Origin of the sequence: Singulisphaera chitinilytica, from assembly GCF_049331405.1 — a bacterium.
Taxonomy (GTDB): domain Bacteria; phylum Planctomycetota; class Planctomycetia; order Isosphaerales; family Isosphaeraceae; genus PoT.
Genome location: NZ_CP186274.1, coordinates 5,216,724 through 5,241,797, shown reverse-complemented (window position 1 = coordinate 5,241,797; position 25,074 = coordinate 5,216,724). Strand labels below are relative to the sequence as shown.

At 66.0% G+C, this 25,074-nt stretch carries 22 protein-coding genes and 4 pseudogenes; 17 read left to right on the top strand and 9 right to left on the bottom strand.

The genetic code is table 11. The features are described from left to right. Window positions 1–74 precede the first annotated feature (74 nt). Both ACOYYX_RS20895 and ACOYYX_RS20890 read right to left on the bottom strand, forming a co-directional pair. A pseudogene (locus tag ACOYYX_RS20895) lies at window positions 75–821 on the bottom strand (Calx-beta domain-containing protein); the annotation flags it as partial. Between the two features lie 10 nt (window positions 822–831). Next, window positions 832–1,938, bottom strand: a complete 1,107-nt coding sequence (locus ACOYYX_RS20890; RefSeq protein ID WP_422923346.1) for a hypothetical protein — start codon at window positions 1,936–1,938, stop codon at window positions 832–834. A 998-nt stretch (window positions 1,939–2,936) separates the two neighbouring features. On the opposite strand from ACOYYX_RS20890, the gene ACOYYX_RS20885 reads away from it, so the two are divergent. Then, window positions 2,937–3,746, top strand: coding sequence for an IS5 family transposase (locus tag ACOYYX_RS20885; protein WP_422923344.1), 810 nt, complete (start codon window positions 2,937–2,939; stop codon window positions 3,744–3,746). Window positions 3,747–3,822: 76 nt separating this feature from the next. Continuing rightward, window positions 3,823–4,991 (top strand): annotated as a pseudogene (locus ACOYYX_RS20880) (IS701 family transposase). 289 nt (window positions 4,992–5,280) lie between these two features. Here the strand turns inward: ACOYYX_RS20880 and ACOYYX_RS20875 are convergent. Then, window positions 5,281–6,668 (bottom strand): annotated as a pseudogene (locus ACOYYX_RS20875) (ISNCY family transposase). Window positions 6,669–6,823: 155 nt separating this feature from the next. Between ACOYYX_RS20875 and ACOYYX_RS20870 the strand changes: the two are divergent. From ACOYYX_RS20870 to ACOYYX_RS20820, 11 genes are all read left to right on the top strand, one after another. Beyond that, a complete protein-coding gene (locus ACOYYX_RS20870; protein ID WP_422923342.1) occupies window positions 6,824–7,369 on the top strand; it encodes a winged helix-turn-helix domain-containing protein in 546 nt (181 codons plus the stop codon). A 163-nt stretch (window positions 7,370–7,532) separates the two neighbouring features. Next, entirely contained in the window at window positions 7,533–7,868 is a 336-nt protein-coding gene (locus tag ACOYYX_RS20865; protein ID WP_422923340.1) for a transposase, read from the top strand. A 209-nt stretch (window positions 7,869–8,077) separates the two neighbouring features. Continuing rightward, the gene (locus ACOYYX_RS20860) at window positions 8,078–8,833 is read left to right on the top strand and encodes a hypothetical protein (RefSeq protein WP_422923338.1); all 756 of its coding nucleotides are present in this window, start codon (window positions 8,078–8,080) and stop codon (window positions 8,831–8,833) included. A gap of 171 nt (window positions 8,834–9,004) precedes the next feature. Next, a complete protein-coding gene (locus tag ACOYYX_RS20855) occupies window positions 9,005–9,217 on the top strand; it encodes a hypothetical protein (RefSeq protein ID WP_422923336.1) in 213 nt (70 codons plus the stop codon). A gap of 41 nt (window positions 9,218–9,258) precedes the next feature. Beyond that, a complete protein-coding gene (locus ACOYYX_RS20850; RefSeq protein WP_422923335.1) occupies window positions 9,259–10,377 on the top strand; it encodes a DnaA N-terminal domain-containing protein in 1,119 nt (372 codons plus the stop codon). A 10-nt stretch (window positions 10,378–10,387) separates the two neighbouring features. Beyond that, window positions 10,388–10,759 (top strand): DUF6362 family protein, encoded by a 372-nt coding sequence (locus ACOYYX_RS20845; RefSeq protein ID WP_422923333.1) that lies wholly within the window; start codon window positions 10,388–10,390, stop codon window positions 10,757–10,759. A 107-nt stretch (window positions 10,760–10,866) separates the two neighbouring features. Then, window positions 10,867–11,292 (top strand): IS200/IS605 family transposase, encoded by a 426-nt coding sequence (gene tnpA, locus ACOYYX_RS20840; protein ID WP_422923331.1) that lies wholly within the window; start codon window positions 10,867–10,869, stop codon window positions 11,290–11,292. Between the two features lie 308 nt (window positions 11,293–11,600). Continuing rightward, window positions 11,601–11,849 carry a hypothetical protein gene (locus tag ACOYYX_RS20835; RefSeq protein ID WP_422923329.1) on the top strand — a complete coding sequence of 83 codons (249 nt, stop codon included), beginning with the start codon at window positions 11,601–11,603 and terminating at the stop codon, window positions 11,847–11,849. A 176-nt stretch (window positions 11,850–12,025) separates the two neighbouring features. Next, window positions 12,026–13,645 (top strand): recombinase family protein, encoded by a 1,620-nt coding sequence (locus ACOYYX_RS20830; RefSeq protein WP_422923327.1) that lies wholly within the window; start codon window positions 12,026–12,028, stop codon window positions 13,643–13,645. A 422-nt stretch (window positions 13,646–14,067) separates the two neighbouring features. Continuing rightward, window positions 14,068–14,247 (top strand): hypothetical protein, encoded by a 180-nt coding sequence (locus tag ACOYYX_RS20825; RefSeq protein WP_422923325.1) that lies wholly within the window; start codon window positions 14,068–14,070, stop codon window positions 14,245–14,247. Continuing rightward, window positions 14,240–15,247, top strand: a complete 1,008-nt coding sequence (locus ACOYYX_RS20820; RefSeq protein ID WP_422923323.1) for a recombinase family protein — start codon at window positions 14,240–14,242, stop codon at window positions 15,245–15,247. The genes ACOYYX_RS20825 and ACOYYX_RS20820 overlap by 8 nt, the downstream gene beginning before the upstream one ends. Window positions 15,248–15,311: 64 nt before the next feature. On the opposite strand, the gene ACOYYX_RS20815 is transcribed toward ACOYYX_RS20820, so the two are convergent. The 5 genes from ACOYYX_RS20815 to ACOYYX_RS20795 all read right to left on the bottom strand — a co-directional run bounded on the left by ACOYYX_RS20815 (window position 15,312) and on the right by ACOYYX_RS20795 (window position 17,651). Continuing rightward, the gene (locus tag ACOYYX_RS20815) at window positions 15,312–15,605 is read right to left on the bottom strand and encodes a hypothetical protein (protein ID WP_422923321.1); all 294 of its coding nucleotides are present in this window, start codon (window positions 15,603–15,605) and stop codon (window positions 15,312–15,314) included. A gap of 8 nt (window positions 15,606–15,613) precedes the next feature. Next, window positions 15,614–16,384: a hypothetical protein gene (locus tag ACOYYX_RS20810; RefSeq protein WP_422923319.1), complete on the bottom strand. Its 771-nt coding sequence runs from the start codon at window positions 16,382–16,384 to the stop codon at window positions 15,614–15,616. Beyond that, window positions 16,327–16,830 (bottom strand): recombinase family protein, encoded by a 504-nt coding sequence (locus ACOYYX_RS20805; protein WP_422923317.1) that lies wholly within the window; start codon window positions 16,828–16,830, stop codon window positions 16,327–16,329. The genes ACOYYX_RS20810 and ACOYYX_RS20805 overlap by 58 nt, the downstream gene beginning before the upstream one ends. A 100-nt stretch (window positions 16,831–16,930) precedes the next feature. Continuing rightward, on the bottom strand, window positions 16,931–17,473 hold the full coding sequence (locus ACOYYX_RS20800) for a recombinase family protein (protein ID WP_422923315.1): 543 nt from the start codon (window positions 17,471–17,473) through the stop codon (window positions 16,931–16,933). Beyond that, window positions 17,460–17,651, bottom strand: coding sequence for a hypothetical protein (locus ACOYYX_RS20795; RefSeq protein WP_422923313.1), 192 nt, complete (start codon window positions 17,649–17,651; stop codon window positions 17,460–17,462). The genes ACOYYX_RS20800 and ACOYYX_RS20795 overlap by 14 nt, the downstream gene beginning before the upstream one ends. A 334-nt stretch (window positions 17,652–17,985) precedes the next feature. Here ACOYYX_RS20795 and ACOYYX_RS20790 point away from each other — a divergent pair. From ACOYYX_RS20790 to ACOYYX_RS20775, 4 genes and pseudogenes are all read left to right on the top strand, one after another. After that, window positions 17,986–19,133 (top strand): annotated as a pseudogene (locus tag ACOYYX_RS20790) (IS3 family transposase). Window positions 19,134–19,171: 38 nt separating this feature from the next. Beyond that, entirely contained in the window at window positions 19,172–20,239 is a 1,068-nt protein-coding gene (locus ACOYYX_RS20785) for a hypothetical protein (RefSeq protein WP_422923311.1), read from the top strand. Between the two features lie 73 nt (window positions 20,240–20,312). Then, the gene (gene tnpC / locus ACOYYX_RS20780; RefSeq protein WP_422923309.1) at window positions 20,313–23,180 is read left to right on the top strand and encodes an IS66 family transposase; all 2,868 of its coding nucleotides are present in this window, start codon (window positions 20,313–20,315) and stop codon (window positions 23,178–23,180) included. Between the two features lie 550 nt (window positions 23,181–23,730). Continuing rightward, a complete protein-coding gene (locus ACOYYX_RS20775) occupies window positions 23,731–24,153 on the top strand; it encodes a hypothetical protein (RefSeq protein WP_422923307.1) in 423 nt (140 codons plus the stop codon). 702 nt (window positions 24,154–24,855) lie between these two features. Here the strand turns inward: ACOYYX_RS20775 and ACOYYX_RS20770 are convergent. Beyond that, window positions 24,856–25,068, bottom strand: coding sequence for a hypothetical protein (locus ACOYYX_RS20770; protein ID WP_422923306.1), 213 nt, complete (start codon window positions 25,066–25,068; stop codon window positions 24,856–24,858). Window positions 25,069–25,074: the final 6 nt, after the last annotated feature.

The following is a 25,074-nucleotide window of genomic DNA, read 5'->3' as shown; positions in this document are numbered from 1 at the left end:
GCGGTGGCCGCGGTATCCTCGGCGATCACGACGGTAGCCGACGACGCGTTGCCCAAGACGTAGGCCGAGTTGGAAGAGAGCGCGAGAATTAAGGTCTCGTCGGGCTCGGCGACGGTGTCGGCCACCGGCGTCACGGCCATCGTCACGCTGGCCTGGCCGGCGGGTATGGTGACGCTGTACGTCCCGAAGCTGCTTGTCAACCCGGTGTAGTCGGTCGCCGAGGCGTTGCCCGTGACCGTGTAATAGACCACCAGCGCCGAAGCCGTCGGACCGGTGCGCGTGACCGTGAAAGTCCCGGTGTTCGGTCCGGCCTCGGCAGCATTGCTATCGGTGGCTACGATGGTGACGGCTTGCACGGCGGCGGCGGTGGCCGCGGTATCCTCGGCGATCACGACGGTAGCCGACGACGCGTTGCCCAAGACGTAGGCCGAGTTGGAAGAGAGCGCGAGAATTAAGGTCTCGTCGGGCTCGGCGACGGTGTCGGCCACCGGCGTCACGGCCATCGTCACGCTGGCCTGGCCGGCGGGTATGGTGACGCTGTACGTCCCGAAGCTGCTTGTCAACCCGGTGTAGTCGGTCGCCGAGGCGTTGCCCGTGACCGTGTAATAGACCACCAGCGCCGAAGCCGTCGGACCGGTGCGCGACACGGTGAACACGGCCGTGTCCTGGCCGAGTTCGGCGGCCGAGGCGTCCGTGGCAGCGATCGTCACGGTGGTCACACTGACAGGCCCTGGTCCGCCGTCATCGTCAGTAATGTTCGTAGTGGCGCTCGCGGCACTTCCCAAGATGTATCCGGAGGAGACGCTCGCCGTGAGGGACATCACGGCGATTTCATCGGCTTCGGCGGTTGTATCCGCCGTGGGCGTGAGCGTGAGGCTGATGCTGGCCTGGCCGGCGGGTATGGTGACGGAACCCGTGCCGTACAGTGTGCTGAAGTTGGGCAGCCCGGTGTAGTCGTTGAAGGCGGCGGTGCCGCTCATGCCGTAGGTGACGGTGAGGGGCGAGGTGGTGGGCCCGGAGCGGGAGATGGTGTAGGTGGCCGTGTCCTGGCCGAGTTCGGCGGCCGAGGCGTCCGTGGCCGCGATGGTGACGACGGGCGGCGCGGCGGCGGAGGGGTTGTCGGCGATGGTCGCCGTGGCGGCTGGCCGCGTCGCCGAGGACGTACCCGGAGGAGACGCTCGCCGTGAGGGACATCACGGCGCTCTCGGAGGCCTCGGCGAGAGCGTCGGCGTTGGGCGTGAGCGTGAGGCTGATGCTGGCCTGGCCGGCGGGTATGGTGACGGAACCCGTGCCGTACAGTGTGCTGAAGTTGGGCAGCCCGGTGTAGTCGTTGAAGGCGGCGGTGCCGCTCATGCCGTAGGTGACGGTGAGGGGCGAGGTGGTGGGCCCGGAGCGGGAGATGGTGTAGGTGGCCGTGTCCTGGCCGAGTTCGGCGGCCGAGGCGTCCGTGGCCGCGATGGTGACGACGGGCGGCGCGGCGGCGGAGGGGTTGTCGGCGATGGTCGCCGTGGCGCTGGCCGCGTCGCCGAGGACGTACCCGGAGGAGACGCTCGCCGTGAGGGACATCACGGCGCTCTCGGAGGCCTCGGCGAGAGCGTCGGCGTTGGGCGTGAGCGTGAGGCTGATGCTGGCCTGGCCGGCGGGTATGGTGACGGAACCCGTGCCGTACAGTGTGCTGAAGTTGGGCAGCCCGGTGTAGTCGTTGAAGGCGGCGGTGCCGCTCATGCCGTAGGTGACGGTGAGGGGCGAGGTGGTGGGCCCGGAGCGGGAGATGGTGTAGGTGGCCGTGTCCTGGCCGAGTTCGGCGGCCGAGGCGTCCGTGGCCGCGATGGTGACGACGGGCGGCGCGGCGGCGGAGGGGTTGTCGGCGATGGTCGCCGTGGCGCTGGCCGCGTCGCCGAGGACGTACCCGGAGGAGACGCTCGCCGTGAGGGACATCACGGCGGCTCTCGGAGGCCTCGGCGAGAGCGTCGGCGTTGGGCGTGAGCGTGAGGCTGATGCTGGCCTGGCCGGCGGGTATGGTGACGGAACCCGTGCCGTACAGTGTGCTGAAGTTGGGCAGCCCGGTGTAGTCGTTGAAGGCGGCGGTGCCGCTCATGCCGTAGGTGACGGTGAGGGGCGAGGTGGTGGGCCCGGAGCGGGAGATGGTGTAGGTGGCCGTGTCCTGGCCGAGTTCGGCGGCCGAGGCGTCCGTGGCCGCGATCGTCAATGAGGTCGCCAAGAGCTGCCGAAGCTCCAGGGACTGGATCTGCGGATGGAATCCTCGGAAGGCGCGGGCGCGACGATTCTGGAGCGCACGGCGACGTGCGGAGGGCGAGCGGCTCATGGTGCGATCCCTTGCTTAGTGTGGGGGGGCCACTAGGCTCAGCGCGCACGCCGAACCCGTTCCGTGGTCTGGATCTTCTGCGGACGTCGGACAATATGTGTTATATTGGTGATTGATCTGAACCACAAACAGGCCAGCCCTTATACAGGCTCGTGCGGGCCAATTTCAAGTCTCTCATGAGCATCGCCGCGCCGGGGCTGCCCCCGGGGACCACGGGCCGGAGAGTCTACCATGTAAATAAATGTAGCTTTAGAAAAGGTTTACGCCGAGGTTCCCGTCCCGCTAAAGACGGCCGAGAAATTTCGAAATCCCGGCCAAATTTGGCGAGGAATTTCACAAGCTTTCGCGATCGTTCAAGCATCATCAGTGCAGAGCTCGTTTACGGGAACAAATGAGAAACATGGTGCCCTGCGGCGCCGGCGGCGATGGTTCAAGGGGCGGCGGGCGGACCCCTTCCCCTTTGCAAAGGCCCGGCCGGCCCTCGCGTGCAGCGTGAGGCCGTCGATGATGGCTGCTCGGGTCGTCGCGAGAGAAAGCCCGAGGGACAAAAAGCTGGGGAACTGTAGAGCGTGTTATGAACTTTAGTCCAGTCCGCGACGTACTTTAGGGTATGATCACACACAAATCTTACCCCAGCGACGTCTCCGACCCCGAATGGGAGTTCGTCGTCCCCTACCTCTGCCTCCTGCCCGAGGACGCAGGACAGCGCGTCCACGGCCTCCGCGACGTCTTCGACGCACTCCGCTGGCTCGTCCGCAGCGGCGCCCCCTGGAGGTACATCCCCGGCGACTTCCCGCCCTGGGCGATGGTCTACCAGCAGACCAGGCGCTGGATCGACGCCGGCTGCTTCGAGGCCATCGTCCACGACCTCCGCGCCCTGCTCCGCTTCGCCGACGGCCGCGGGCCGGAGCCCTCGGCGGTGATCCTGGACAGCCGCACGCTCCAGTCGACCGTCGAGAGCGGCCCCCGCGCCGGCTACGACGGCTACAAGAGGCGGCGGGGCTCGAAGGTCCACGCGGCCGTCGACACGCTGGGGCACCTGTTGGCCCTGTACGTCACCCCGGCGAACGAGCAGGACCGGGACCAGGTCGCGATCCTGGCCGAGGCCGTGCAGGAGGTGACCGGCGAGTCGGTGGAATTGGCGTTCGTCGACCAGGGCTACACCGGGGACGACGCGGAGGTCGCGGCGGCCGACCACGGGATCCACCTGGAGGTGGTGAAGCTCCCCGAGGCCAAGCGCGGGTTCGTGCTGCTGCCGCGCCGATGGGTGGTGGAGCGGACCTTCGGCTGGGCGTCGCGGTTCCGCCGCCTGGCCCGCGACTACGAGCGCCTGGCAGGGACACTGAAGGGGCTACACTACGTCGCCTTCAGCCTCCTGATGCTTCATAAGGCCGCCCCGCTCCTACAACGGAGTTCATAACACGCTCTAATACTACAGTTGTAACTAAGGAAAAAGGTTGATAGGCTGGCCATGGGAATCCCCAGGGAGGCTCACCATGGCCAGTACCGGCTCCGCAGTAGGACTTGAGGACGTCCGGGAGTGGGGGCAGCAGCTCGACGAGGTCGCCCGCCGGATCGGGGGCCGCTTCCCCCGCAGCGAGACCCGCGACCGCGTCCGGGCCTACCTCGTAGGCCTCCTCGGCCCCGTCCGGCGGAAGAACGCCTGGCAGGTCGCCGAGCGCATCGGCGATGCCGACCCCTACGGCGTCCAGTACCTCATGGGCCGCGCCGACTGGGACCCCGACGCCGTCCGCGACGACCTCCGGGCCTACGCAGTCGAGCACCTCGGCGATCCCGAGGCCGTGCTGATCCTCGACGAGACCGGGTCCCTCAAGAAGGGGACCAAGTCGGCGGGCGTGGCCCGGCAGTACACCGGCACCGCCGGCCGGGTCGAGAACGCCCAGGTCGGCGTCTTCCTCGCCTACGCCTCCCGCCACGGCACCGCGTTCCTCGACCGCTCCCTGTACCTGCCCGAGGAGTGGACCGCCGACCCGAAGCGTTGCGAGGCGGCGGGCATCCCCGAGGGGACGGCCTTCGCCACCAAGATCCGGCTGGCCATGTCGATGCTCGAGCGGGCGTTCGCCGCCGGGGTGCCGGCGGCGTGGGTCACCGGCGACGAGGTCTATGGCTCCTGGGAGCTGCGGCGTTGGCTGGAGGGCCGGCGGCGGCCCTATGTGCTCGCGGTCCGCTCCAACCAGGGCGTCTGGGTCGGCTCCGGGCAGGAGAAGGTCGCCGCCCTGGCCGGGGCCCTACCGGCGCGGTCCTGGCACAAGATCGCGATCGCGACGGGGAGCAAGGGGCCGCGGCGTTATGCCTGGGCGTGGGTGGAGATCGATCACGACCTCGGGCCGGGTTGGCGGCGCTGGCTGCTGGTCCGCAAGGGCCTGGATGATCGGGGGGAGCTGGCGTACTACATCGCGGCCGGGCCGGGCCGGCCCGCACGACGCTGACGCGGCTGGCCAGGACGGCCGGTTCGCGTTGGTCGGTGGAGGGGGCGTTCGAGGCGGCGAAGCAAGAGGCCGGGCTGGCCGATTACGAGGTGCGGAGCTGGACGGGCTGGCACCGCCACGTCACGCTGGCGCTGCTGGCCCACGCCGTCCTGTCGGCGGTGCGGAAGCTGGCCGATGGGCCGGCGAAAAAAAGTCGGAGGCCGGGCCGGAGCTGATCGCGGTGACGGTGCCGGAGGCCCGTCGGCTGCTGGTCCGCCTGCTGTGGTCACGCCTGCCGGAGGCCGGAGAGGTGCTCGATTGGTCGGAGTGGCGGCGGGCCCATCAGGCGTTCGCGAGGCGCTGCCACTACAAGAGACGCGACGCGCAACCGCCGGATTAGTTACAACTGTAGTACTAGTTTGTGGTGCGAAATCGTTCATACGATGACCTGATGGGGCGATGACTCAGGGAGCCCGGATCGTTATGAGGATGTCGTCGGCCTGAATCTTGCCCCGTCCTCCCATCTCATCCGGATTCCGCGACCTTCGACAGGTTGTGCGCCACGATCCCCCATCCGACCCATCGACCCATCCCGTCCTCGCCCCGATATCGGCAGCGCCTCAGCCCGAAATCCCGCTTCAGCCGCGTGGATCCGCCCCTCGATCCCCGCACGGAACCGATACCCTCGGCGAAACCAACGCTCCTTCTCGAGCCGCCCGGCGACCGGGCGGGGACTTGCCCACGTGCGGCAGGGCGACATGCTTCACGCCCCGGTCCCGGGCCAGCCGCTGGTTCCCCGCCGAGGACATCCCGCGATCCGCCGCGAGCAGGTCGGGTGCCCGGGCGAACATGCGTTGATGCTGATCGAGGGCGTCGGCCAGGTAGGGCTGGTCCTGGCCTCCGCCCCGGTCGAGGATCGCGTAGCCGCTGACGATCCCGCCCTCGACCTCGTCGAGACGGATCTTGCGGCCGAACTCCACCGGCTTGCCCGCCTTGTGCCGGGGGATCACCTGGCTATGCGGCTCGAAGATCGACACCAGCTTCTCGGCGGATGGGACCGACTCGCCCCGGAGCACGCGCCGCACCGCCTGGTCGACGCAACGCATCAGCCGCGGCACGAGCTCGCCGAGTCTCGCGCCAATGCGAGCGGCCTTGGGCTCGGTATGATCCTTCAGGGCCTCGCGCACTCGCCCCGCCTGGGATATGGCCTCGCGGGCGGTGGCCACCAGTTTTTCGTATCCGGCCCTCATCGCCGACCGGGCCTCGTCGCCCTTGCGGCGGGCGATCCGGTGCAGCTCCCGGGAGATCCTCCGCACGGTGCGGACCCGGCCCCGGAAGGCGTCGCCGAGCCCCTCGGCGGCCTCGCCCAGCACCGCCTTCGCCCGGCGGAAGAGCCGAGAGGCGACGCGGATGCCGTCGCCGATCAGGCCGCTGTCGGTGGGGAAGTGGATGTCCGTCTCGACCGCCGTGGTGTCGACGCGGAGCTTGCGGCCGCGGGCGATCTTCTTCCGCCGGGCCAGCTCGACGACCCGGTCGTTGAGCTTCCGGATCGCCTCGGGCCCGAGCGTGTTGGCCCATCGGATCAGGGTGGTGTCGTCGGGGACGCGCTCGAGGTAGACGCGGCAGAATTGGCGGAGGACGAGGCTGTCCTTGACGTGGTACTCGGCCTGTTCATAGCTCCATCCGTAGATCCGCATGACGACGAGCATGCGGAGCAGGACCTCGACCGGCGTCGAGGGTCGTCCGTGCGAGGCGGTGAGCCTGTACCTCCGCACGAAGTCGGCCCGCACCGCGGCAATGACTTGGTCATCGTCGAGGAGTTGATCGAGAGCGGCGAGCCAGGGCTCCATGACCAGCCCGAGTTGGGGGATCAGCCGGAACAGGTCGACGGGCTCATATCGGTCGCGGAGCATCGCCGGGCCCTCCGGGTGAGGGGTCGAGGCGCGGAGATTCGGCCGAAAACCAGCATAATCCAGCCTATTTCGCACCGCAAACTAGTACTAATACGGAATCTTCTGGATCAGAAACGTTACAATAGAGGGGTGATCCACGATTGGAGGGTATCACCATGGCCCGACCGCGTCTGCCGATCGCCCCTCACCTGACTCACGACGAGATCTCCCTCCGCTATCGCGCCTGCCGCTCGGGGTTGGAGAAGACCCACTGGCAGGTCCTCTGGCTCCTGACCGGGCCCGACTCCCCCACGCCGGAGCGCGTCGCAGGCGTCGTCGGCCTCTCGCCCGGCTGGGTCCGGAAGGTCCTCAAGCGCTGGAATGCCGACGGGCCGGATGGCCTGGCGGATCGCCGCGCCCGGACCAACGGAGGCCGGCCCAAGCTCACCGACGACCAGCAGATCGACCTCTGGGATGCCCTCCGGCATGCGCCGCCCGACGGCGGCCTCCGGAGCGGGCCCAAGGTCGCCGCCTACGTCCGCGAGCGCTGGGGGGTCGTCGTCTGCAAGCAGACCGGCTGGGCCTGGCTGCGCGGCCTGGGGATGTCGCTGCAGGTCCCGCGACCGAGCCACACGGAGGCCGCCACGCCCGCCCGTCGGCGGGCGTGGAAAAGACGCACTGGGAGACCGGCTCGAGGGCCTGCGGCGGGACCACCCCGATAAGGTCGTCGAGCTCCGGGCCGAGGATGAGGCCAGGCCGGGCCTGAAGCCGATCTCCCGCCGGGTCTGGTCGACGATCGGGCGACGGCCGGACGCCTACGGCTTCGTGCACCCGGCCAGCGGCCGGAACCTTGAGCTCCTGCTGCCGTCGGCGAACGCGGACTGGATGGGTTTGGCCCTGGAGGAGTTCGCCCGCCGGGCGGACCCCTCGGGCGAGAAGCTGCTGGCCGTGCTGGTGGACAACGCGGGCTGGCACGTGGCGAAGCGGCTGGTGGTCCCTGCGAACGTGGTGCTGCACCGGCTGCCGGCCTGCACGCCGGAGCTGCAGCCGGCGGAGCCGCTATGGCCCCTGTTGCGCGAGGCGGTGGCGAACCAGGCGTTCGGCGACCTGGACACCCTGCAGGGGACGCTGATGGAGCGCTGCCGCTGGCTCATCGACCACCCCGAGGTCGTACGCGGGGCGGTCGGGTTCCGGTGGGCCGCCGCCCTTAATGGTCAGTGATCCACGGGATTCGGCATCATGCATGAGATCGACGTAGGCGTCCTCGGGCCTGCGGTCGGTGGAGGACCGCCCGGTCTCCTCGGTGGCCCGCCGGAAAGTCGCCTCGCCCCGGCTCGCGCCCACGGGGGTGTTCACGGGGGCTTTACAGGCCGAGGGACTCCACTTATAAGTGCAAATACTAATAATTATATTCCATCAAAGATTGCATCATGGTTTCCATATTTCGCGATCGGAAATATGCCAGGCTGCTGCGGCTCCGCGAGCATTGGGGGATCTCCCTGGAAGACCTCTATTACGCCGTCGAGAACGAATTCCTGCATGCCTGCGTGTGGATGCCGCTGCGATACCTCGAACGGGGCACGATCCAGGATCGCCAGTTCGTCTTCATGCGGCATGAGGCCAAAGAAGGGTTCGTCGGGGTCCGGCCCCGGGATTTCCGCACCATATCCAGCGTCGGGAGTGCCCGACTGCGGAGCTTCGATTCGGTGACGAGGAGGGGCACCGTGTTGCGGTTGCCGGACGAGCCGCGCCAGCCCGCCCTCCTGGTGCGCATAGAAGACTTGATGGTCCTTGCGCAGGACCGGGCGGAATTCGAGAGGGAATATCGCCTGAGGCCGTATGACGTCGAGGGCTGTGCGGCGGGGCCGCCGCTGGCGGAATTCCTCGCCTCCGATGATTACAGGCATATTCGCATCGACGGCGAGGAGCATCATTTCGGCGACGTGCAGGCGCATGTCATCAAGCTCCTCCACGCGGCATCGCTCGGTCGCGGCCCATGGGTCCACGGCAAGACCCTCCTCGATGGCGCCGGATCGAATGCGGCCAGGCTGCGTGACGTGTTCAAGAGCAAGCGAGACTGGCGGAAGGTCATCCTGTCGGACAAACGCGGTTCGTATCGCCTGAACGTACCGCCGGCGGGCGCCAGGCCGGGAGAAGCCGTGGGAAGCGAAGCCATCATCCGGTGACAGCCTCCGCGGCATTGCCGGGAAATTTGATGGTACTTTTCTCGAGCGTCTGCCGGTAACGACACCAAGGCCGGTCCCCTCCGCCCCCGCCGGAACCTCCACCAAGGTACACGCCATCCCCCCGAGTCGTCGGGCAGGCTCGATTCGATTAACTCGATCGAAGGAGGCCAAATGAACGACTTGCCCGACCCTAAGGTTCAACTGGAAGACATCCGCAGGATGAGCAGGGAGGATGTCATGCGTCTCGACGAGCGGGTGCTGCTGCGCCTGCTGGAGCAGGCGGATAAGGCCGCATACAACGCGGGGGCCATGCTCGACTGGGTGCGCGGAATCGTCGCCAGGAAGAGGGGCCACACGCCCGGCAGCAATGAATCCGACTCGTAGGGGCGGGCGTGTCGATCGAGTGGTACAGGGCCTATCACGGCATGCCGTACGACCCGAAACTGCGGGTCATCGCCAGGCGCACCGGGCAGCCCATGCCCCTGGTGGTGGCGATATGGGCTTGCCTCCTCGATGCCGCCTCGCAGCACGACCCGCGAGGGGTGGCCGATGTCGATGCCGAGGAGATCGCCGTCGCCCAGGATGCGGAGCTGAAGGCGGTCCAGGAGATCATCGAGGCCTTCCGCGCCAAGGGGATGATCGACGGGGACAACCGCCTGACCGCCTGGAGTAGGCGGCAGCATGCCACCTCGACCGAGCGGTCGCAGAAGCATCGCGCCTCCAGGCGATCGGATGCAACGGCACGCGACGGCCTGCAACGCGGTGAAGCCACGGGGAAGGTCGCGGGACGCCGGGCAACCCAAGAAGCAACAGATACAGATGCAGAGGAGAATGCAGACTCAGATCCGGAAACCAGAAAGCCCCTTGTGAAATCCCTAGGCGAGAGAAACTTGAATCAAGGACGCCAGGCGGGAGGCAGGGGAGGGGACGGAAACGCGGCCGCGGAGGACCAAGGTCGGATTTTGGAGCAGATGCTGGATATCTGGAACGAGGAGGTACAAGGCAAGCTGACCAGGGGACGCAAGGCCGCCCTGACCGCCGCCCGGGAAGGTCGAATGATGCGGCGATGGCGGGAGGATTTTCGCCAGGACATGCAGGCATGGCGACATTATTGCGAGATCATCGGCGCTTCGGACTTCTGCCTGGGGAAGATACCCGGCAAGGGCTGGACGATCGACCTCGGCTGGGCGGTCGAATCTTCCGATCACGTCGCCAAGGTGCTGGAAGGGGGATTCTCGGGGGGCAGGCACCCGCACCGCCCTCCGGCCTGCCATGTCCCCGAGCTGCAGGCGGCCTGCGACGCAGTCCTGAGTGCCTTCGAGAGGGAACACGGCAGGGCGGCATGCCGCAGCTGGCTCGGCAATACCGCCATCACCGGCTCCGAGCCGCGCCAGGGCGGCCTGCTGATTTACATGAGTTGCCCCAGCCGCTTCTCCCGGGAATGGATCGCACGGCATTACCTCGACGATCTGCAACGCCTGTGGGCCGACGCCACCGCAACGGGCGTGCGCGTGATCGGGCTCCAGCTCGTCGGGGGGGCATGACCATGGAAAAGTGGACCGCCGAGGGCGTCGCGGGGCGCTCGAAGAGGCGGCGAGGACGCTGCGTCGCCTGCCTCGCGTCAAGGCACGGGGGTATTTCAACGCCTGGCCGCCGATCATCCGCACGGTGCAGGAGTTGCTCGATGCGGAGCCGATGCCCCACCGCCTCGGGCCTCCCGGCGCGGCCGCGATCTCCAGGATGGAGGAGGCCCTGGGGTGGATGTTCCTGCTCGATTCCGAGGAGGAACGCCGCCTCGTATGGCTGCGCGCCGAGCGGGTGCGCTGGCGGAAGATCTGCGAGCGGATCGGCTGCGGCCGCACCAGGGCCTGGCAGATGTGGGGCGCGGCGCTGCTCAAGATCGCCACGCGCCTTAATACGTCATAAATCCACGGCCTCTGGCCGTGCGACCCGAAGAGCTTCGAGCGATCCGACGTGCAATGAAATAGGCTCCTCCTTCCAGGAAGGCCCCGAGGGGCAGGAAGGAGGAGCCTATGCACGAATGGCAGAGCCTTTCCCATGTCCGGTGGGAATGCAAGTACCACGTCGTGATCATACCGAAGTACCGCCGCAAAGTCTTCTACGGAAGGCTTCGGCATCAGATCGGCCCGATCCTTCGGGAATTGTGCCGTCAACGCGGGATCGATCTGTTGGAAGGGCACGCGATGCCCGACCACATCCACCTGTGCTTGAGCATACCGCCCAAGTATAGCGTGGCGAACACGATCGGGTTCCTGAAGGGCAAGAGCGCCGTCCGGATCCATCGTGAGCTGTTGAAGGAGCGCCGGATGACGGGCCTGCATTTCTGGGCGACGGGTTATTGCGTGAGCACGGTGGGCCTTGATGAGGCCCGGGTGCGGCAGTACATCCGCGAGCAGGATGAGCTGGATCGTCGGCAGGGCGAGTTGAACCTGGAGTAACCCCGTAGGCCCCGAGGGGGCCTTCCTGGCCTTACGCCCCCCGCGGGGGCTACCGCATGTACCGGGCTCCGACGGAGCGACTCAAGTCATCGCCCCCAACGGGGGCTTCCTCACGTATCGGGCCCCCTCGGGGGGCCTTCCTGATACCTCGGCCTCCGGCCGAGGAGCCTCATTGAATCATGCGGCGGGAGGAAATGAATGCTCGGGCAAAATAATGCTAAACAAGGCGAACAAATAATGCTATACGAAACGTCATCATCGGGAGAACTCCGACCGTCGATCCGAGTGCCGGGCGAGGGGGCGGGCCCATGCCGCTGACCTACGAGCAGGCGTGGGACGCCAGGCCGGACGGCCGCAGCCGCGAGGAAATCTTCCGATCCATCGTCGACCGCGTGAAGGAACGCTCCGGCGATACGCTATCCGATGCGGAGGCGCATGCGGCGGCGCGCAATCTCATCGCCTTCTGCCGGGAATTGATGGGACTGAAGCAGGACGAAACGCTAGGACACATTGACTCCATCAATCCACCTGTTACAACTAAGAATGAACATAAATAATTTTCATGGGTGTGGAACCCCGGAGGCGGACGGGATCATCAACCGACCTCGGCGCGTATCGTCCCCGCCCGGTCGGGGAGATGGCGGCTATGCGACAAGGCGTCGCCTGGAAGCCGTCATGCCGATCCGCCTTCGGTTTTCCAACTTGCCCGATCACCGTTGCGGGAGTATGAGCGATGAAAGACGCATTTGGAAACAGGGCCACCAAGGCCATAGCGCTGGCGCGTGTTTCGACGCCGGATCAGGAGCAGGGTTATTCGCTCGATGCGCAGACGTTCCGCCTGCGGGAATATTGCATGCGCAACGACCTGGAGGTGATCAGGACCTTCGAGATCGTAGAATCCTCCACGGTCGGCACCAGGAAAGACTTCATGGCGGCGATCGATTTCGCCAGGCGCCAGAAAGAACGCATCGCCATCATCACCGACAAGGTGGACCGGCTCCAACGACGCCTGACGGAAACGCCCCTGCTGGAGAAATTGATCGGGGAAGGGAAGATCGAGCTGCACTTCCACGTGGAGAATGTGCAGATCCACAAGGATTCCACCTCGCAAGAACGGCTGATGTGGAACCTGCACGTCATCCTGGCCCAGAGCTACGTGGATTCGCTGCGCGACAACGTGAACCGCAGCATCCAGCAGAAATTACGCAAGGGCGAGTGGATCAGCCACGCGCCGATAGGCTACCTGCACATCAGGGGACTCGAGAGGGAGAGGGGCACCGGCAGAATCGTCGTCGATCCGGTGCGCGCACCCCTGGTCCAGAAGCTCTTCTCGTGCTATGCGTCCGGCGAATACACGCTCGGCGACCTGACGCGCAAGGCGAAGGAATGGGGCCTGAGGAATAGCGTGCGGTCGCAGGGCACTTTGAGCCAGTCGCACATCCACCGCCTCTTGCAGAACCCGTTCTACCACGGGGTGATGCGGGTTCAGAAGACCGGCAAAGAATACCCGCATATTTATCAGCCGCTCGTCAGCAGGGAGGTCTTCGAAGCCTGCCAGGCTGTGCGGCTTGGCTGGAAGAAGAAACCGTACAAGTACGGCGGGCAGGAATACGTGTTCAGGGGACTCATCACCTGTGCCATCACCGGCAGGGTCGTGACGGCCGACACCAAGCGGCGCGAGCGTGCCGGCGGCACTCCCTACCAGATCATCTATCTCGGCACGTATAATCCGGCGGATACGACCAGGAAAATATGGGTGCGAGAAGACGAGGTGCTGGCACGGGTGGAGGAGGTGTTCAGGAATTTGAAGCTTGCGCCGGAGGATGTGGCCGAGATCGTGCAATATATCCGCAGCGGGGCCGCATATGAGCGGGATTACCACAAAGCCCACCTGGAATCGCTGCACCGGGAGCAGACCGCCATCAAATCCAAGCTGGATAGGCTCATGGATTTCTGGCTGGATGCCAAAATCACCGAGGAGGACCATGCGGAGTTCCGCAAAGCATTGGCCGTGCGCCGGGACGAGATCACCCTAGAGATAACCCAGCATAACAGCGCCGACGACAAGTTTGCCGAACGCATGCAAGATATTGTAAAAATTAGCGGAAACGCTCAATCGCACTTCCGGTTGTCGAACGTCGAGGGCAAAAGGCGTCTGGTGAATCTGGTGTTTTCGACACTGAAATTACGAGGAAAAAACCTCGAATATACAATCCGTTCCCCATTCGACCATTTCATAAAAGCAGACGAAATGGCGAAGTGGCGATCCCTAATTGATGATTTTCGACGGAATCCGTCCCACCGCGATACGATTGCTAAATTCCCTTCTTATTTCCTGGGCCGGGATGATTGAATGAAGTTCACCCCAACCTGATATGGCTTGAGTGTCCTGCCTTGTCGCAGCATAGCAAAGCCTTCAAGTCGCCCCGTTAAGCCAAGGAGTGAACTGGCGGTGCTTCGATATGATTAGGCGATATGCGGCATGGGACCAATTGCGGGCCTGGGACGTGAAGCCGCAAGCCCGCCCGCCGCCTGGCGGCTCGTATCTACCTGTTCCTCGGCTGGAGGCCGTGCAGGAAGTCGGCCGCCTTCTGGGCGCAGGCGGCGGCCCGGAAGATCGCCCGATTGTCCTCCTTCAGCACGCAAGCAACGCAGTGCCCCTATCGTAAGGGACTGTCATCCTGACGCCGGGCTGCTTATAATCGGGCTTCCGGCGTTGCTCCGGCTGGCCGACTGGGTCGGCCGGCGCCGGCCCCCAGGACAAGGGCTTGGACCATGCCACGGCGACAGAGCCCCGCGCCCCCGCGCCCGACGGACCGCCCGATCCGCGTCCCGCTGAGCCGACTCTGGCCGAGCCTCCCCGAGGCCGCGAGGGAGCACCTGCTCCTTACGCTCAGCCGGGTCATCCGGCAGCAGCAGCCACCTCCGCCGGCCGCGGGGGTGTCTCATGAGTAGTCGCACAATCCCGACGCTGAAGCCCGAGGCTCAGCCCGCTGACGCAGGCCTCGAACGGGTCCGCGAGCCGCTGGTCCGTAGCGTCCGGTCGCCCAAGATCCTGGATCGTCACCGCGATCGGCTGGCCGTCGTCTACGTCCGCCAGTCCACCCCCCAGCAGGTCATGGAGCGGACCGAGTCCAGGGCCCGGCAGTACGACCTGGCGGCCCACGCGGTCGCCCTCGGCTGGGCGGCCGACCGCGTGTTGGTGATCGACGAGGACCAAGGGCGGAGCGGGCGGGCTGCCGAGTACCGGACCGGATTCCAGCGGCTGCTGGCCGAGGTCACGATGGATCACGTCGGGCTGGTCCTCGGCCTGGAGATGAGCCGGCTCGCCCGCTCGTCCAAGGACTGGCACCACCTGATCGAGTTGTGCGCCATGTTCGGCACCCTGCTGGCTGACCAGGACGGCGTGTACAGCCCGACTGAGACCAACGACCGCCTCTTGCTCGGCCTGAAGGGGACGATGAGCGAATTCGAGGCGTTCACCATGCGGAATCGCCTGGATCGGGGGAAGCGGCACAAGGCCGAGCGGGGGGAGCTGTTCACTGCCGTGCCGCTCGGCTATGTCCTCCTCCCGTCCGGGCAGGTGGCGATAGACTCCGACGAGCAGGTGCGGGCGGTCGTCCGCATGATCTTCGACACGTTCGCCGAGCGGGGGAGCGTCTACGGCGTCCTCCACGAGTTGGTCAGCCACGGCGTCACGCTCGGCATCCGCACCCATAGGGGCCCGAGGCGCGGGGAGCTGGAATGGCGGCGGCCGAATCTGTCGACCCTGTTCCGGGTGCTCCACCATCCGATGTATGCCGGGGCCTACGTGTATGGCCGGCAGGCGGTCGACCGGAGGCGGCCGTCCTATCAGTCCGGCCAGCTGCGGTCGCGGCGGCTCCCGAAGGAGGAATGGGCGGTCCTGATCCGGGACCGGGTGCCGGCTTACATCACATGGATGTTGCAGCCATAATGCCTCCATCTTCACGCGTCGTCGACCCTCCTCGGCGGAGGGCCGTGGTGTCCAATCCGGCGAATCATCGCCGCTTTCCCTTCGAGATCGGCCCGGTCATCGCAGCGGGGTAGGCGACCGCCCCGCGTCTCGAGTGGGCCATGAGCTTCCGCAGTCGCTCCCTCTCCCTCCGATCGGCCCGGATGATCCACGGCCCGTGGGCCGAGACTCGCCGGGCATGTAACCAACCCCGGCCCGCCCAGTCGCGAAGCTTCCCGCCCGACACGCCGAGCTCTCGCGCCAGGCCGGACACCCACCATTCGTCCTTCCCCAGTCGCCCCTCGTCCTTCCCGCCGTCGCTCAACCCGCGGCGCGACATCAGCTTCCTCACGGACATCGCCGTGTAGCCCCGGCCGCCTTCGGCGGCCGGAGGCCTTCCTCATTGAGCCGGGCCGCGATCTGGCCCGCCGTGAATCCCTCGCGGCGCAACCGGGCGAGCCGCTCGAATAATCGGGCGTGGTCGCGAAGGTGCTCGTGGAGCTGGACCGGGCGGATGACCTCGTGGCGACTCTTGGAGCCGCCATTCCATTCTATTTCCACGTTTACATATTCGCTGTCTTTGCGGACATGGACGACGACCCGCTCGACCAGCAGGCGGACGATCTCCTTCCGCTCGGCGGGCGTCGTCGACGGGGCCTCCCACAGCGACGGGATGTCGCGGGACAACGCGGCGATCCGGGCGAGCTCGTCGCCGCTCAGCTCGGCAGGCCGGTCCCGTCGGTATCGGTCATATTCTTCTTCGAGCCGACGTTGATCGCTCAATGCCTCCTCCCAGCGACGCTCCAACGTCCGGGCGACGAGGCGGTTCTCCGGCTCGACCGCGTGGTACTGCCGCTCGGCACGCCCCGATTCATAACGCGCCCGCTCCAGTTGTTGCACCCAGTGGCGGTGGAGGCGGTCGCGTTCCTGACGGACGTCCCGGGCCGCCTGGAGGCTCAGCTCCAGCGCCGCGGGCTCCAGGGCGCGAAGGACCTGGCGCGCCACGAGGTCATCGACCGGCGTCGTCCTCAGGCCGTGGCACCTCGGCCCCGTGCCCACCTTCAGGTGTTGTTCGCACGAATAATATGCGGCGGACTTGCTCGGATAGGCGGAGTGCATCCGGTGGCCGCAGGTGCCGCAGGCCACCAGCCCCGCCAGCAGAGCAACGCCCCGCGCGGCGCGCCCGGCGAGCCGGCGACCGAGCGGTTCTGCTCGAGGCGTCGGAGGTTCGCCAGGTATCGATCCCAGCCGATGTACGCCGGGAGGCGGTCCTTCAGTAACACCTTCCACTCCGAGATCGGCAGCCACCGTTGCCCTCGTCCGTGGCCGCCCGCCGCCTTCGCCCTCGGCTCGTCCCGGCGACGCCCGTAGGCATAGGCCCCGGCGTAGGTCGGGTTGTGCAACATCTGGTTCAGCGTCGGCAGCACGGGACGACGCCAGGTCAATTGGCCGCGGAGTGCCCCTCCCTGAGCTCGCATCCCCAGGCGGATGCCGTTCCGGACCAGATAATGGAACACGCCATAGATCGAACCGATTTCATCGAACTTGTCGAAGATCAGGCGCACGACGTCGCGGGCCTGCTCGTCGGGGTCGAAGGCCAGCTCGCCGGATGGCAGCTTGACGTACCCGCAAGGGACCTTGGAGAACAGCTCTCCGCGCTCGGCCTTAGTGGAGCCGGCCTCGATCCAATCGATTCCTCATGGTAATGAGCTCGAATTCGCTGATGGTCCCCTTCAGGCCGAGCAGGAGCCTGTCGTTGGTGTCGTTGGCGTCATAGACGCCGTCCTGATCGGCCAGGAGCGTCCCGAAGAGGGCGCAGACCTCGAGCAGGTGGTGCCACTCCCTGGACGTCCGGGAGAGGCGGCTCATCTCCAGGCCCAGGACCAGGCCGACGTGATCCATCGTGACCTCGGCGAGCAGCCGTTGGAATCCGCGCCGTCGGTCGGGCTCCCTGGCGCTCCGACCCTGGTCGTCATCGATGACCAGGACCCGATCGGCGGGCCACCCCAGGGCCAGTGCCTGGCCGACCAGCTCATATTGTCTCTCTCGCGACTCCTTATGGTCGAGCACCTGCTGCGGGCTGGACTGGCGGATGTAGATGACCGCCAGGAGGTCCAGATGCCGGTCTCGGATCTTGGGCGATCGCCGACCCCGGGCGGCCGCAGGCAGGCCGCCCGGGGCACCGGCGGACGGGTCATGGCTCATCATGTGCCACCTCTCTTCCGGCCGGCGGTGCCGCGAGTTGATGGGCCATGACGCGGCTGAGCGCCCGGAGCGTCCGCTGCCGCCGGTCGTCGGTCAGGGCCAGCCAGAGCCGGCCCGGCGGCGGGAACGCCCTCGGCCCTGTCCGGCGCGGGGGGACACTTTCGCCCGATGATCGTCGCATGAGGGGCCTCCCTGTCGGGACTTGATCCGGCGCCCTTCGATCCATTCGACGAGACTGAGCAGCGCCGCGAGCCCGATTATGGGCAGGTCCGAGGATGGTCCGCGAGGTGTGACTTCGGTGGGAGTCCGTCTGCTACTTCTGGGACCAATACGAGGCGAATCAGGACCGGCTCCGCCGGAACCGGGCTCACGTCGAGTCGGTCGGGATGGCCCGGTCCGGGGCCGGGCTGCTGTCGGGTGTGCTGGTCTGCGGCACCTGCGGGCGGCGGATTGGACTTCCCCACGAATGGTGAGCGCTCCGAAAAGAGCGTAAGCTCGATGTGAGGAGGTCAGAGATGGCGAAGCAGCGAAGGAATTACACCCGCGAGTTCAAAGTCGAGGCGGTCCGCCGGATCGCCGCCGAGGGCAAGAGCCTGGCCGAGGTCGCCCGCGAGCTGGGCCTCGGCGAGAGCCTGCTGAGGGGTTGGAAGACGGCCCTGGCCTCCGAGGGGGAGCAGGCCTTCCCCGGCAAGGGCAACACCCCGGCCGTCGAGGAGGAACTCCGCCGACTGCGGGCCGAGAACCAGAAGCTCCGCATGGAGCGGGAGATTTTAAAAAAAGCGGCGGCCTTCTTCGCGAAGGAATCCTCATGAGGTATCGATTCATCGAGGACCATCGCCGGGACTGGCCGGTCCGCCTGATGTGCCGGGCCCTCGAGGTCACGCCCGGCGGCTATTACGGCTGGCGGGGGCGGCCGGCGAGCGCCCGGGCTCGGACAAGCGAGGCGCTGGTGGGTGCCATCAAAGAGGTCCACGGCGAGGCGAAGGCCCGCTACGGCAGCCCGCGGATCCACGCCGAGTTGGTGGCCCGCGGCAAGCCCTGCTGCGTGAACACCGTGGCCAGGCTGATGCGCGAGCATGGGATCGCCGCCAAGACGAAGCGGAAGTTCCGCTGCACGACCGACTCCGACCACGGCCGGCCCGTGGCCGAGAATGTCCTCGATCGGGGATTCGAGCCCGAGGCGGCAGACCGGGCCTGGACGGCCGACATCACCTACATCCCGACGCGCGAGGGGTGGCTCTAGCTGGCGGCCGTGGAGGACTTGCACTCGCGCCGGATCGTCGGCTGGGCGATGGGAGAGCGGATCGACAGCCGGCTAGTCGTCGACGCCCTGGAGATGGCGGTGGCGCGACGCCTGCCCGAGGAGGGGCTGGTGGCCCACTCGGACCGCGGCAGCCAATACGCCAGCGAGCATTACCGGCGGATCCTCGCCGGGCACGGGATCACCTGCAGCATGAGCCGTCGGGCGAACTGCTGGGACAACGCGCCGATGGAGAGCTTCTTCGCCACGCTGAAGAAGGAACTCGTCCACGACGAGGACTACCGGACGAGGCAGGAGGCGAAGGCGAGCCTCTTCGAGTTCATCGAGGTGTTCTACAACCGCGTCCGTCGCCATTCGGCGTTGGGCTACAAGTCCCCGATCGAGTACGAGTGCGCCCGATAATCGTTAACTCCGCGCTCACCATTCGTGGGGAAGTCCAGATGGGCACCCATTACCGGCATGCCGGGCGCCCGTTCTACTCCTGCTCCCGCCACCTGGAGCAGGCTCGAGACGACGCCTGCCGGGGCCTTGCGGCGGCCCCGATCGACGGGCTCGTCGTGCGGCAGGTGATGACGGCCCTGGAGCCGGCGTCGATCGGGCTGAGCCTGAAGGCGATCGAGGACGGGCGGCGGGAGCGGGAGCGGCTCGACGCCCACTGGAGGCACCGCGTGGAGCGGGCGCGGTACGAGGCCGGCCGGGCCGAGCGACAGTACGCGGCCGTGGACCCGGAGAACCGGCTGGTGGCCCGCACGCTGGAGCGACGGTGGGAGGACGCCCTGAAGGCCCTCCGCCAGGCCGAGGAGGAATACGACCGATTCGCTCGCTCGACCCCGCCGGATCTGTCTGACGAGGACCGGGAGCGGATTATCGCCCTCTCCGCCGACCTGCCGGCCCTGTGGGAGTCGGCCGGGACGACGAACGCCGACCGGAAGGAGATCATCCGCGGGCTGATCGAGCGGGTGACGGCCCACGTCCGGCCGGACAGTGAGCACGTCGACGTGACGATCCGTTGGCAGGGAGGGTTCACCAGCCAGCACGAAGTCCTCCGCCCGGTCCGGTCCTATCAGCAACTCCGGGACAACGATCGGCTGCGGTCCCGCGTCGTCGAACTCCACGGGGAGGGCCGGACCGCGGGCGAGATCGCCCGCGCCCTGAACCATGATGGCTTCAGCCCGCCGAGGCGGTGCAACCCGTTCAGCAGGGAGCAGGTGTGGCAGCTACTCGCGCGGTTCGGGCTGACCCGGAAGCGGGACGTGGAGCCCCTCGGCCGGGACGAATGGTGGCTGCCCGCGCTGGCGGGCGAGTTGGGCGTACCACTCCAGAGGGTGCGGGGCTGGACCCGGAAGGGTTGGATACATGGCCGGCAGACGCCGTACGACAAGTTGTGGGTCGCGTGGGCCGATGCCGACGAACTCGGCCGACTCCGCCGGCTGGCGGCCGTCTCGATGCACGGTGCCAACAGTTACCCGCCCGAGTTGACGACGCCGAGAGGCGAGCCCCGGACGTAATCGCTCGCATGGGGCCTGCAACCCCCGACCATCCCACGTCGCTGACGTGAGGAGCCCATCGGAGCCCGCTGCTATGCCAACTCTCATCACCCGGCACGTCATCGAGTCCTACCTGAACTGCGGGTACAAAGGCCATCTCAAGCTCGGCGGGGAGCAGGGAACTCCGTCCGAGTATGAGGCGCTGCTCGCGTCGTCAAGTCAGACATTACGGGCCGAGGCCCTATCCCGACTCATGGCACGTTTTGGCGAAGGGAACGCTGACAGTGGGGCGGCGATCACCCCAGCTACCTTGAAGCGGGGGATGCCGCTACTGGTCGATGCCGTCCTCAGGGACGACGACCTGTCGCTGGACTTCGACGGCTTGAGGATGGCCGATGGCCCCTCGCAGATCGGAGGCCATCACTACGTCCCGATTCTCCACCACGAAGGATCGCGAGCCGGGCATCGACAGAAGCAGCTTCTGGCGATGTACGGACTGGCTCTCGGCAAGGTCCAGGGGAAGCAACCCGCCTTCGGTTTGCTCGTCCACGGGCCGGATAGCAGGCTGATGAAGGTCCGTTTAGACTCGAAGCTCTACCGCAAAGCGGAACTGATCCTCGGAGAGATGAGACAGCTCCGGGCAGGAGGCGAGGCACCCCGGCTGACGCTCAACGGCCACTGCCCGCTTTGCGAGTTCCGCCAGCGGTGTCGCGCGCACGCATTGAAGGAGGATGATATTAGCCTCCTGGGTGCCGTGGGCGCGAAGGAGCTGCAGAGGTATAACCGGAAGGGCATCTTCACCCTCACGCAGTTGTCGTGCACGTTCCGCCCTCGGAAGAGGGGCAAGCGGGTGAAGCGGCCGGGAGCCGCCCGCTATAGCTCGTTGCAGGCCCTGGCCATTCGAGAGAAAAGGACCCACGTTTACGGGGTCCCGGATCTCCCCCGGAAGCCGGTGCAGGTCTTCTTCGACGCGGAAGGCAACACCGATGGCAGTTTCGCCTACCTGCTGGGCGTGCTCGTCGCCGAGGGCGGTTCCCTGAAACCATACGCCTTTTGGGCGGACGGCCCGGACCAAGAGGAGCAGTCGTTCAACTCCTTCCTGGACCTGCTGGCAGGGTACGAGGACCTCGCCCTCTTCCATTACGGCAGCTACGAGAAAGCGATCCTGAGGAGGATGAGGGGGGCGGTGAAGCGGAAGAAGCTCGTTGACCGGATCGCCAGCAACGCCGTGAACGTCCTGTCCGAGATCCATGCCAAGGTGTACTTCGCCACGTTCTCGAACGGCCTGAAGGAGGTCGGCCGCCATCTGGGCTGCACGTGGTCCGAGGAGAATGCCTCCGGCTTGCAAAGCCTGGTGTGGCGGGCGAGGTGGGAGCAGACCCAGGAACCCGGCTGGAAAGAAAAGCTCCTCGCGTACAACGCCGAGGACTGTGCGGCCCTGAAGCGCGTGGCGGAATACGTCCAAGCGATCGGCGAAGCCGCACGGCACCGCGGCGAGGTAGGAGGGAATACGCCGCCCGAGAGCTGCTCCGTGACCTGGGCAGATGACGTCGTCGCCCCGTCGAGCCGCCGGGAGTGGGGTCAAAACTTCGTCCTTGACGATTTTGAACTCGTCAACCGCTGTGCCTATTTCGATTACCAGCGAGAGAAGGTTTTCCTCCGCACCAGTCGGGCTGTCGAGAAGGCTGGCGCCCGACATCGCGAGCGGAGGAAAGCCAGGAGGTTGCGACCCGACCGCAAGGTCGAGATCAGGAGCAGAAAGTGCCCGTTCTGCAAAGGGGATCGAATCACCCGATTCGACGACCGGATGCACGTCAAAGTCGCGTACGACCTCAAGTTCTCCTCGGGGGGCATCCGTCGGCAAGTGATCCACTACACCGCCGCCCTGCACCAGTGCGAGGGCTGCAAGAAGCAGTTCCTGCCGAAGCGATATAAGAGGCGAGACAAGCACCTGCACGGCCTGAAGAGTTGGGCGATGTATCAGCACATCGTCCATCGAGTCAGCTTCCAGCATCTTGAGACCATGTTCGAGGACTGCTTCGGCCTGCGTGTCGGCCTCCAGGAGCTGTTCATGATGAAGGCCCTCATGGCTAACCGCTACCGGACCGCGTGGAAACGCATCCTCGCGAGGATCGTGCGCGGTGCGGTGGCCCATGCCGATGAGACGCACGTCAATCTGCAGCGAGGCAAGGGATACGTCTGGGTGCTGACGAACATGGAGGACGTGGCCTATTTCTATCGCCCCAGCCGAGAGGCGGACTACCTGCAACGGCTACTCGGCGACTTCAAGGGGGTCCTCGTCTCCGACTTTTACAGCGGCTACGACTCGCTCCCGTGCCCGCAGCAGAAGTGCCTGGTGCATCTGATCCGGGACCTCAACCACGATCTGAAGAACAACCCATATGACGAGCAATTCAAGGCTTTGGCTGCGGAGTTCGGCGCATTGCTGAGGTCCATCGTGGCGACCATCGACAAGTATGGACTGAAGAAACGACACCTCCGCAAGCACAAAGCGGACGCCGCGCGGTTCTTCCGAGACCTGGCCGCCCGCGTCTACCGTTCCGAGTTGGCGGAGGGCTACCAGAAGCGGCTCGCCAAGAACGAGGAGAAGTTGTTCACATTCCTGGACTACGATGGCGTTCCCTGGAACAACAACAACGCCGAGCACGCGATCAAGGCATTCGCGTACTACCGCCGGGTCTCCGACGGGAAGATGAGGGCGCAGGGGGTCTCCGATTATCTCGTCTTGCTCAGCGTTTACCAGGCGTGCAAGTATCGGGGGGTTAGCTTCCTCAAGTTCCTCCTGTCCGGGGAGAGAGACGTCGAAACTTTCTGCGGCCGAGGCCGGAAAGCGAAGCGGCCGGCCCGCGTAGAGGTCTACCCCAAAGGCTTCCCCCGCCAATACCGGCGAAAGACCGAGGGGGAGTCGGCCCAACGCCCAAGCGGCAAGTCGGAGTCATGATCGGCAGGCCGCGATGGTGCGGCCCCCCTTTCCGTACCCGGATCACGGCCCCTGATAACGGAGGCGTTATGTCGACGAGATGCACCGACGATCGGGCGACGCTCATCCGCAGGATCAGCGTGGAGGAGATCGCGTGAGCCTGTCGGCTTGAAGATGGCCGCTTGGCGGCCATGGGATCATCGGCCGAGTTCGAGCGGTGCAAACGCCCGACGGCTTGTCAGGGATTCGCCTGCCCGGCCCGCTGCCGTCGGTTCCTTCCCACTGCCCCCCGCCGTTGTCCTTCTGCCTGCCATTCGGCCTCCGGCTAACGCACTTCAGCGGTGTAGGCTTTCAACACGCATATGCCCTTGCGCGCCTGGACGAGTCATGCACGGGCAGTCTGCCCCTGTCGCAAAGGAGCGGGACGTAACTCTCGGGAAGCCGCTCGCTCACTGCGAATGATGATCGAACCAGCCGGGTAGGGGGATCAGGAGGAAGCGGGAGGTCCATCCTCGACCTCGGATGGTCTTTCGCCCGCTTCGGCAAGACGGCGCGAAAGATAGCCGTCCTTATGTTCGATCAGGTAGCGGTCATGATCGGCAATTTGGGCGTCGACGCAATCGACTGCCTCGTCAAGCGTCATGCCTGGCGGCAGATCAGAGACGATGGTCCCTCCATTTCGGGCGGCCATCAGGATATCACGGCACGCCATGAGGTCTGCGTACTCCTGGATGGCGCGGACAACCTCAGTCTGCCTCATCTCTCGATCTTTGCGCTCCACCGCCTGCCGCAAGCCTTCGCCGACAGCAAGGCCTTCATTCGCCAACGCGTCCTGAATCCGCCCCATAAACCGGTTGGCGTCCGCCGCATCGATGCCACGCTCCCGCGCCAGTTCGTCGATATCGGCTGCGGGACGGTCGCGAAGAAAGGCTTAAAACAGGAAGTACAGGCCATCACGCAACGGTACCGGGGACACCTCAAAGGGAGATCCTGAAAGCAGCGAGTAGTGCCACCCGCATTTACGGCATCGATCGCCGCCTCCTCCCGGTCGGTCGGCCCACCGATCATCGTTCAGGGTGCCACAGCGGGTGCAAGGGCGGCCATCGCGCCAGCGCGCGAACCTGATGAGGCTCTCCGCCGCGCCATCCTCTCCGAAGATACGGCGTAGGCTCTCCGCTTCCATGTTCGTCAACATTGCCATCACGTCCAGCCAAGGGAACGATCTTCCCGAATCCGTCGCCTCGCCGGGGTCTGACACTGTTCCTGGCCGATCTGCGAGTCCGCGGTGATATCCGTCGAATGGATCGGCAGAGACGAATCCCTGGTCGGCCAGGAGATCGAATAGGCCGAGGACTGGCCTTAAATATTGATGAGCGCTTTGCGGTTCTAGTCGCCCGGATATCTCGCTGACATAGGCCAGTATGTCGGATCTGGAGAGGACTGCGAGCGTGAGCTTGCGGGCTTCGGCCCAACGGAAGAAACGTGAAATCAGCGTGTGGTAATTCTTTCGTGTCTTGGGTGCAAACTTACTCAGGTACGCCTGATAGTGACCGACGGCCTCCTCGCCCGCCGCGCGAATCAATCCCGGGGCATCGTCCGCGGCCTCTGTTGCTGTCTTATCGGCGTGGAGTGCGGCCTTGTCGAACTCGCCACCGAGGGCGTCAGAATCTCTAGAAGTATTTTCCATTCATGAATACTATTTAAAATGATTGGAATTGGCAACGGTTATCGGATGCCCTCGACCGCTTGAACAGCGGATCCTCGCCGCATGCGGCATCCGCGGGCAGGCACGCTCGCGGGTTGGCGTCGCCCCCTCCTCAAGCGGGTCGGGCGCGTCCTCGTCATGGTGGATGGCGATGCGGCAGGTCCGGCCCTCCCGCTCGACGGTGGCGATTTCGATGGCTTCCACGGCTCC

Bases quoted from the DNA above. Each gene is read 5' to 3' on its own strand.
- ACOYYX_RS20830 (WP_422923327.1), top strand. From the start codon at position 12,026: ATGAAAGACGCATTTGGAAACAGGGCCACCAAGGCCATAGCGCTGGCG.
- ACOYYX_RS20810 (WP_422923319.1), bottom strand. From the start codon at position 16,384: ATGCACTCCGCCTATCCGAGCAAGTCCGCCGCATATTATTCGTGCGAA.
- ACOYYX_RS20870 (WP_422923342.1), top strand. From the start codon at position 6,824: ATGGCCCGACCGCGTCTGCCGATCGCCCCTCACCTGACTCACGACGAG.
- tnpA (WP_422923331.1), top strand. From the start codon at position 10,867: ATGCACGAATGGCAGAGCCTTTCCCATGTCCGGTGGGAATGCAAGTAC.
- tnpC (WP_422923309.1), top strand. From the start codon at position 20,313: ATGCCAACTCTCATCACCCGGCACGTCATCGAGTCCTACCTGAACTGC.
- ACOYYX_RS20850 (WP_422923335.1), top strand. From the start codon at position 9,259: ATGCCGTACGACCCGAAACTGCGGGTCATCGCCAGGCGCACCGGGCAG.
- ACOYYX_RS20815 (WP_422923321.1), bottom strand. From the start codon at position 15,605: ATGTCGCGCCGCGGGTTGAGCGACGGCGGGAAGGACGAGGGGCGACTG.
- ACOYYX_RS20835 (WP_422923329.1), top strand. From the start codon at position 11,601: ATGCCGCTGACCTACGAGCAGGCGTGGGACGCCAGGCCGGACGGCCGC.
- ACOYYX_RS20795 (WP_422923313.1), bottom strand. From the start codon at position 17,651: ATGCGACGATCATCGGGCGAAAGTGTCCCCCCGCGCCGGACAGGGCCG.
- ACOYYX_RS20885 (WP_422923344.1), top strand. From the start codon at position 2,937: ATGATCACACACAAATCTTACCCCAGCGACGTCTCCGACCCCGAATGG.
- ACOYYX_RS20820 (WP_422923323.1), top strand. From the start codon at position 14,240: ATGAGTAGTCGCACAATCCCGACGCTGAAGCCCGAGGCTCAGCCCGCT.
- ACOYYX_RS20860 (WP_422923338.1), top strand. From the start codon at position 8,078: ATGGTTTCCATATTTCGCGATCGGAAATATGCCAGGCTGCTGCGGCTC.
- ACOYYX_RS20785 (WP_422923311.1), top strand. From the start codon at position 19,172: ATGGGCACCCATTACCGGCATGCCGGGCGCCCGTTCTACTCCTGCTCC.
- ACOYYX_RS20865 (WP_422923340.1), top strand. From the start codon at position 7,533: ATGGGTTTGGCCCTGGAGGAGTTCGCCCGCCGGGCGGACCCCTCGGGC.
- ACOYYX_RS20890 (WP_422923346.1), bottom strand. From the start codon at position 1,938: ATGTCCCTCACGGCGAGCGTCTCCTCCGGGTACGTCCTCGGCGACGCG.
- ACOYYX_RS20855 (WP_422923336.1), top strand. From the start codon at position 9,005: ATGAACGACTTGCCCGACCCTAAGGTTCAACTGGAAGACATCCGCAGG.
- ACOYYX_RS20800 (WP_422923315.1), bottom strand. From the start codon at position 17,473: ATGATGAGCCATGACCCGTCCGCCGGTGCCCCGGGCGGCCTGCCTGCG.
- ACOYYX_RS20775 (WP_422923307.1), top strand. From the start codon at position 23,731: ATGTTCGATCAGGTAGCGGTCATGATCGGCAATTTGGGCGTCGACGCA.
- ACOYYX_RS20825 (WP_422923325.1), top strand. From the start codon at position 14,068: ATGCCACGGCGACAGAGCCCCGCGCCCCCGCGCCCGACGGACCGCCCG.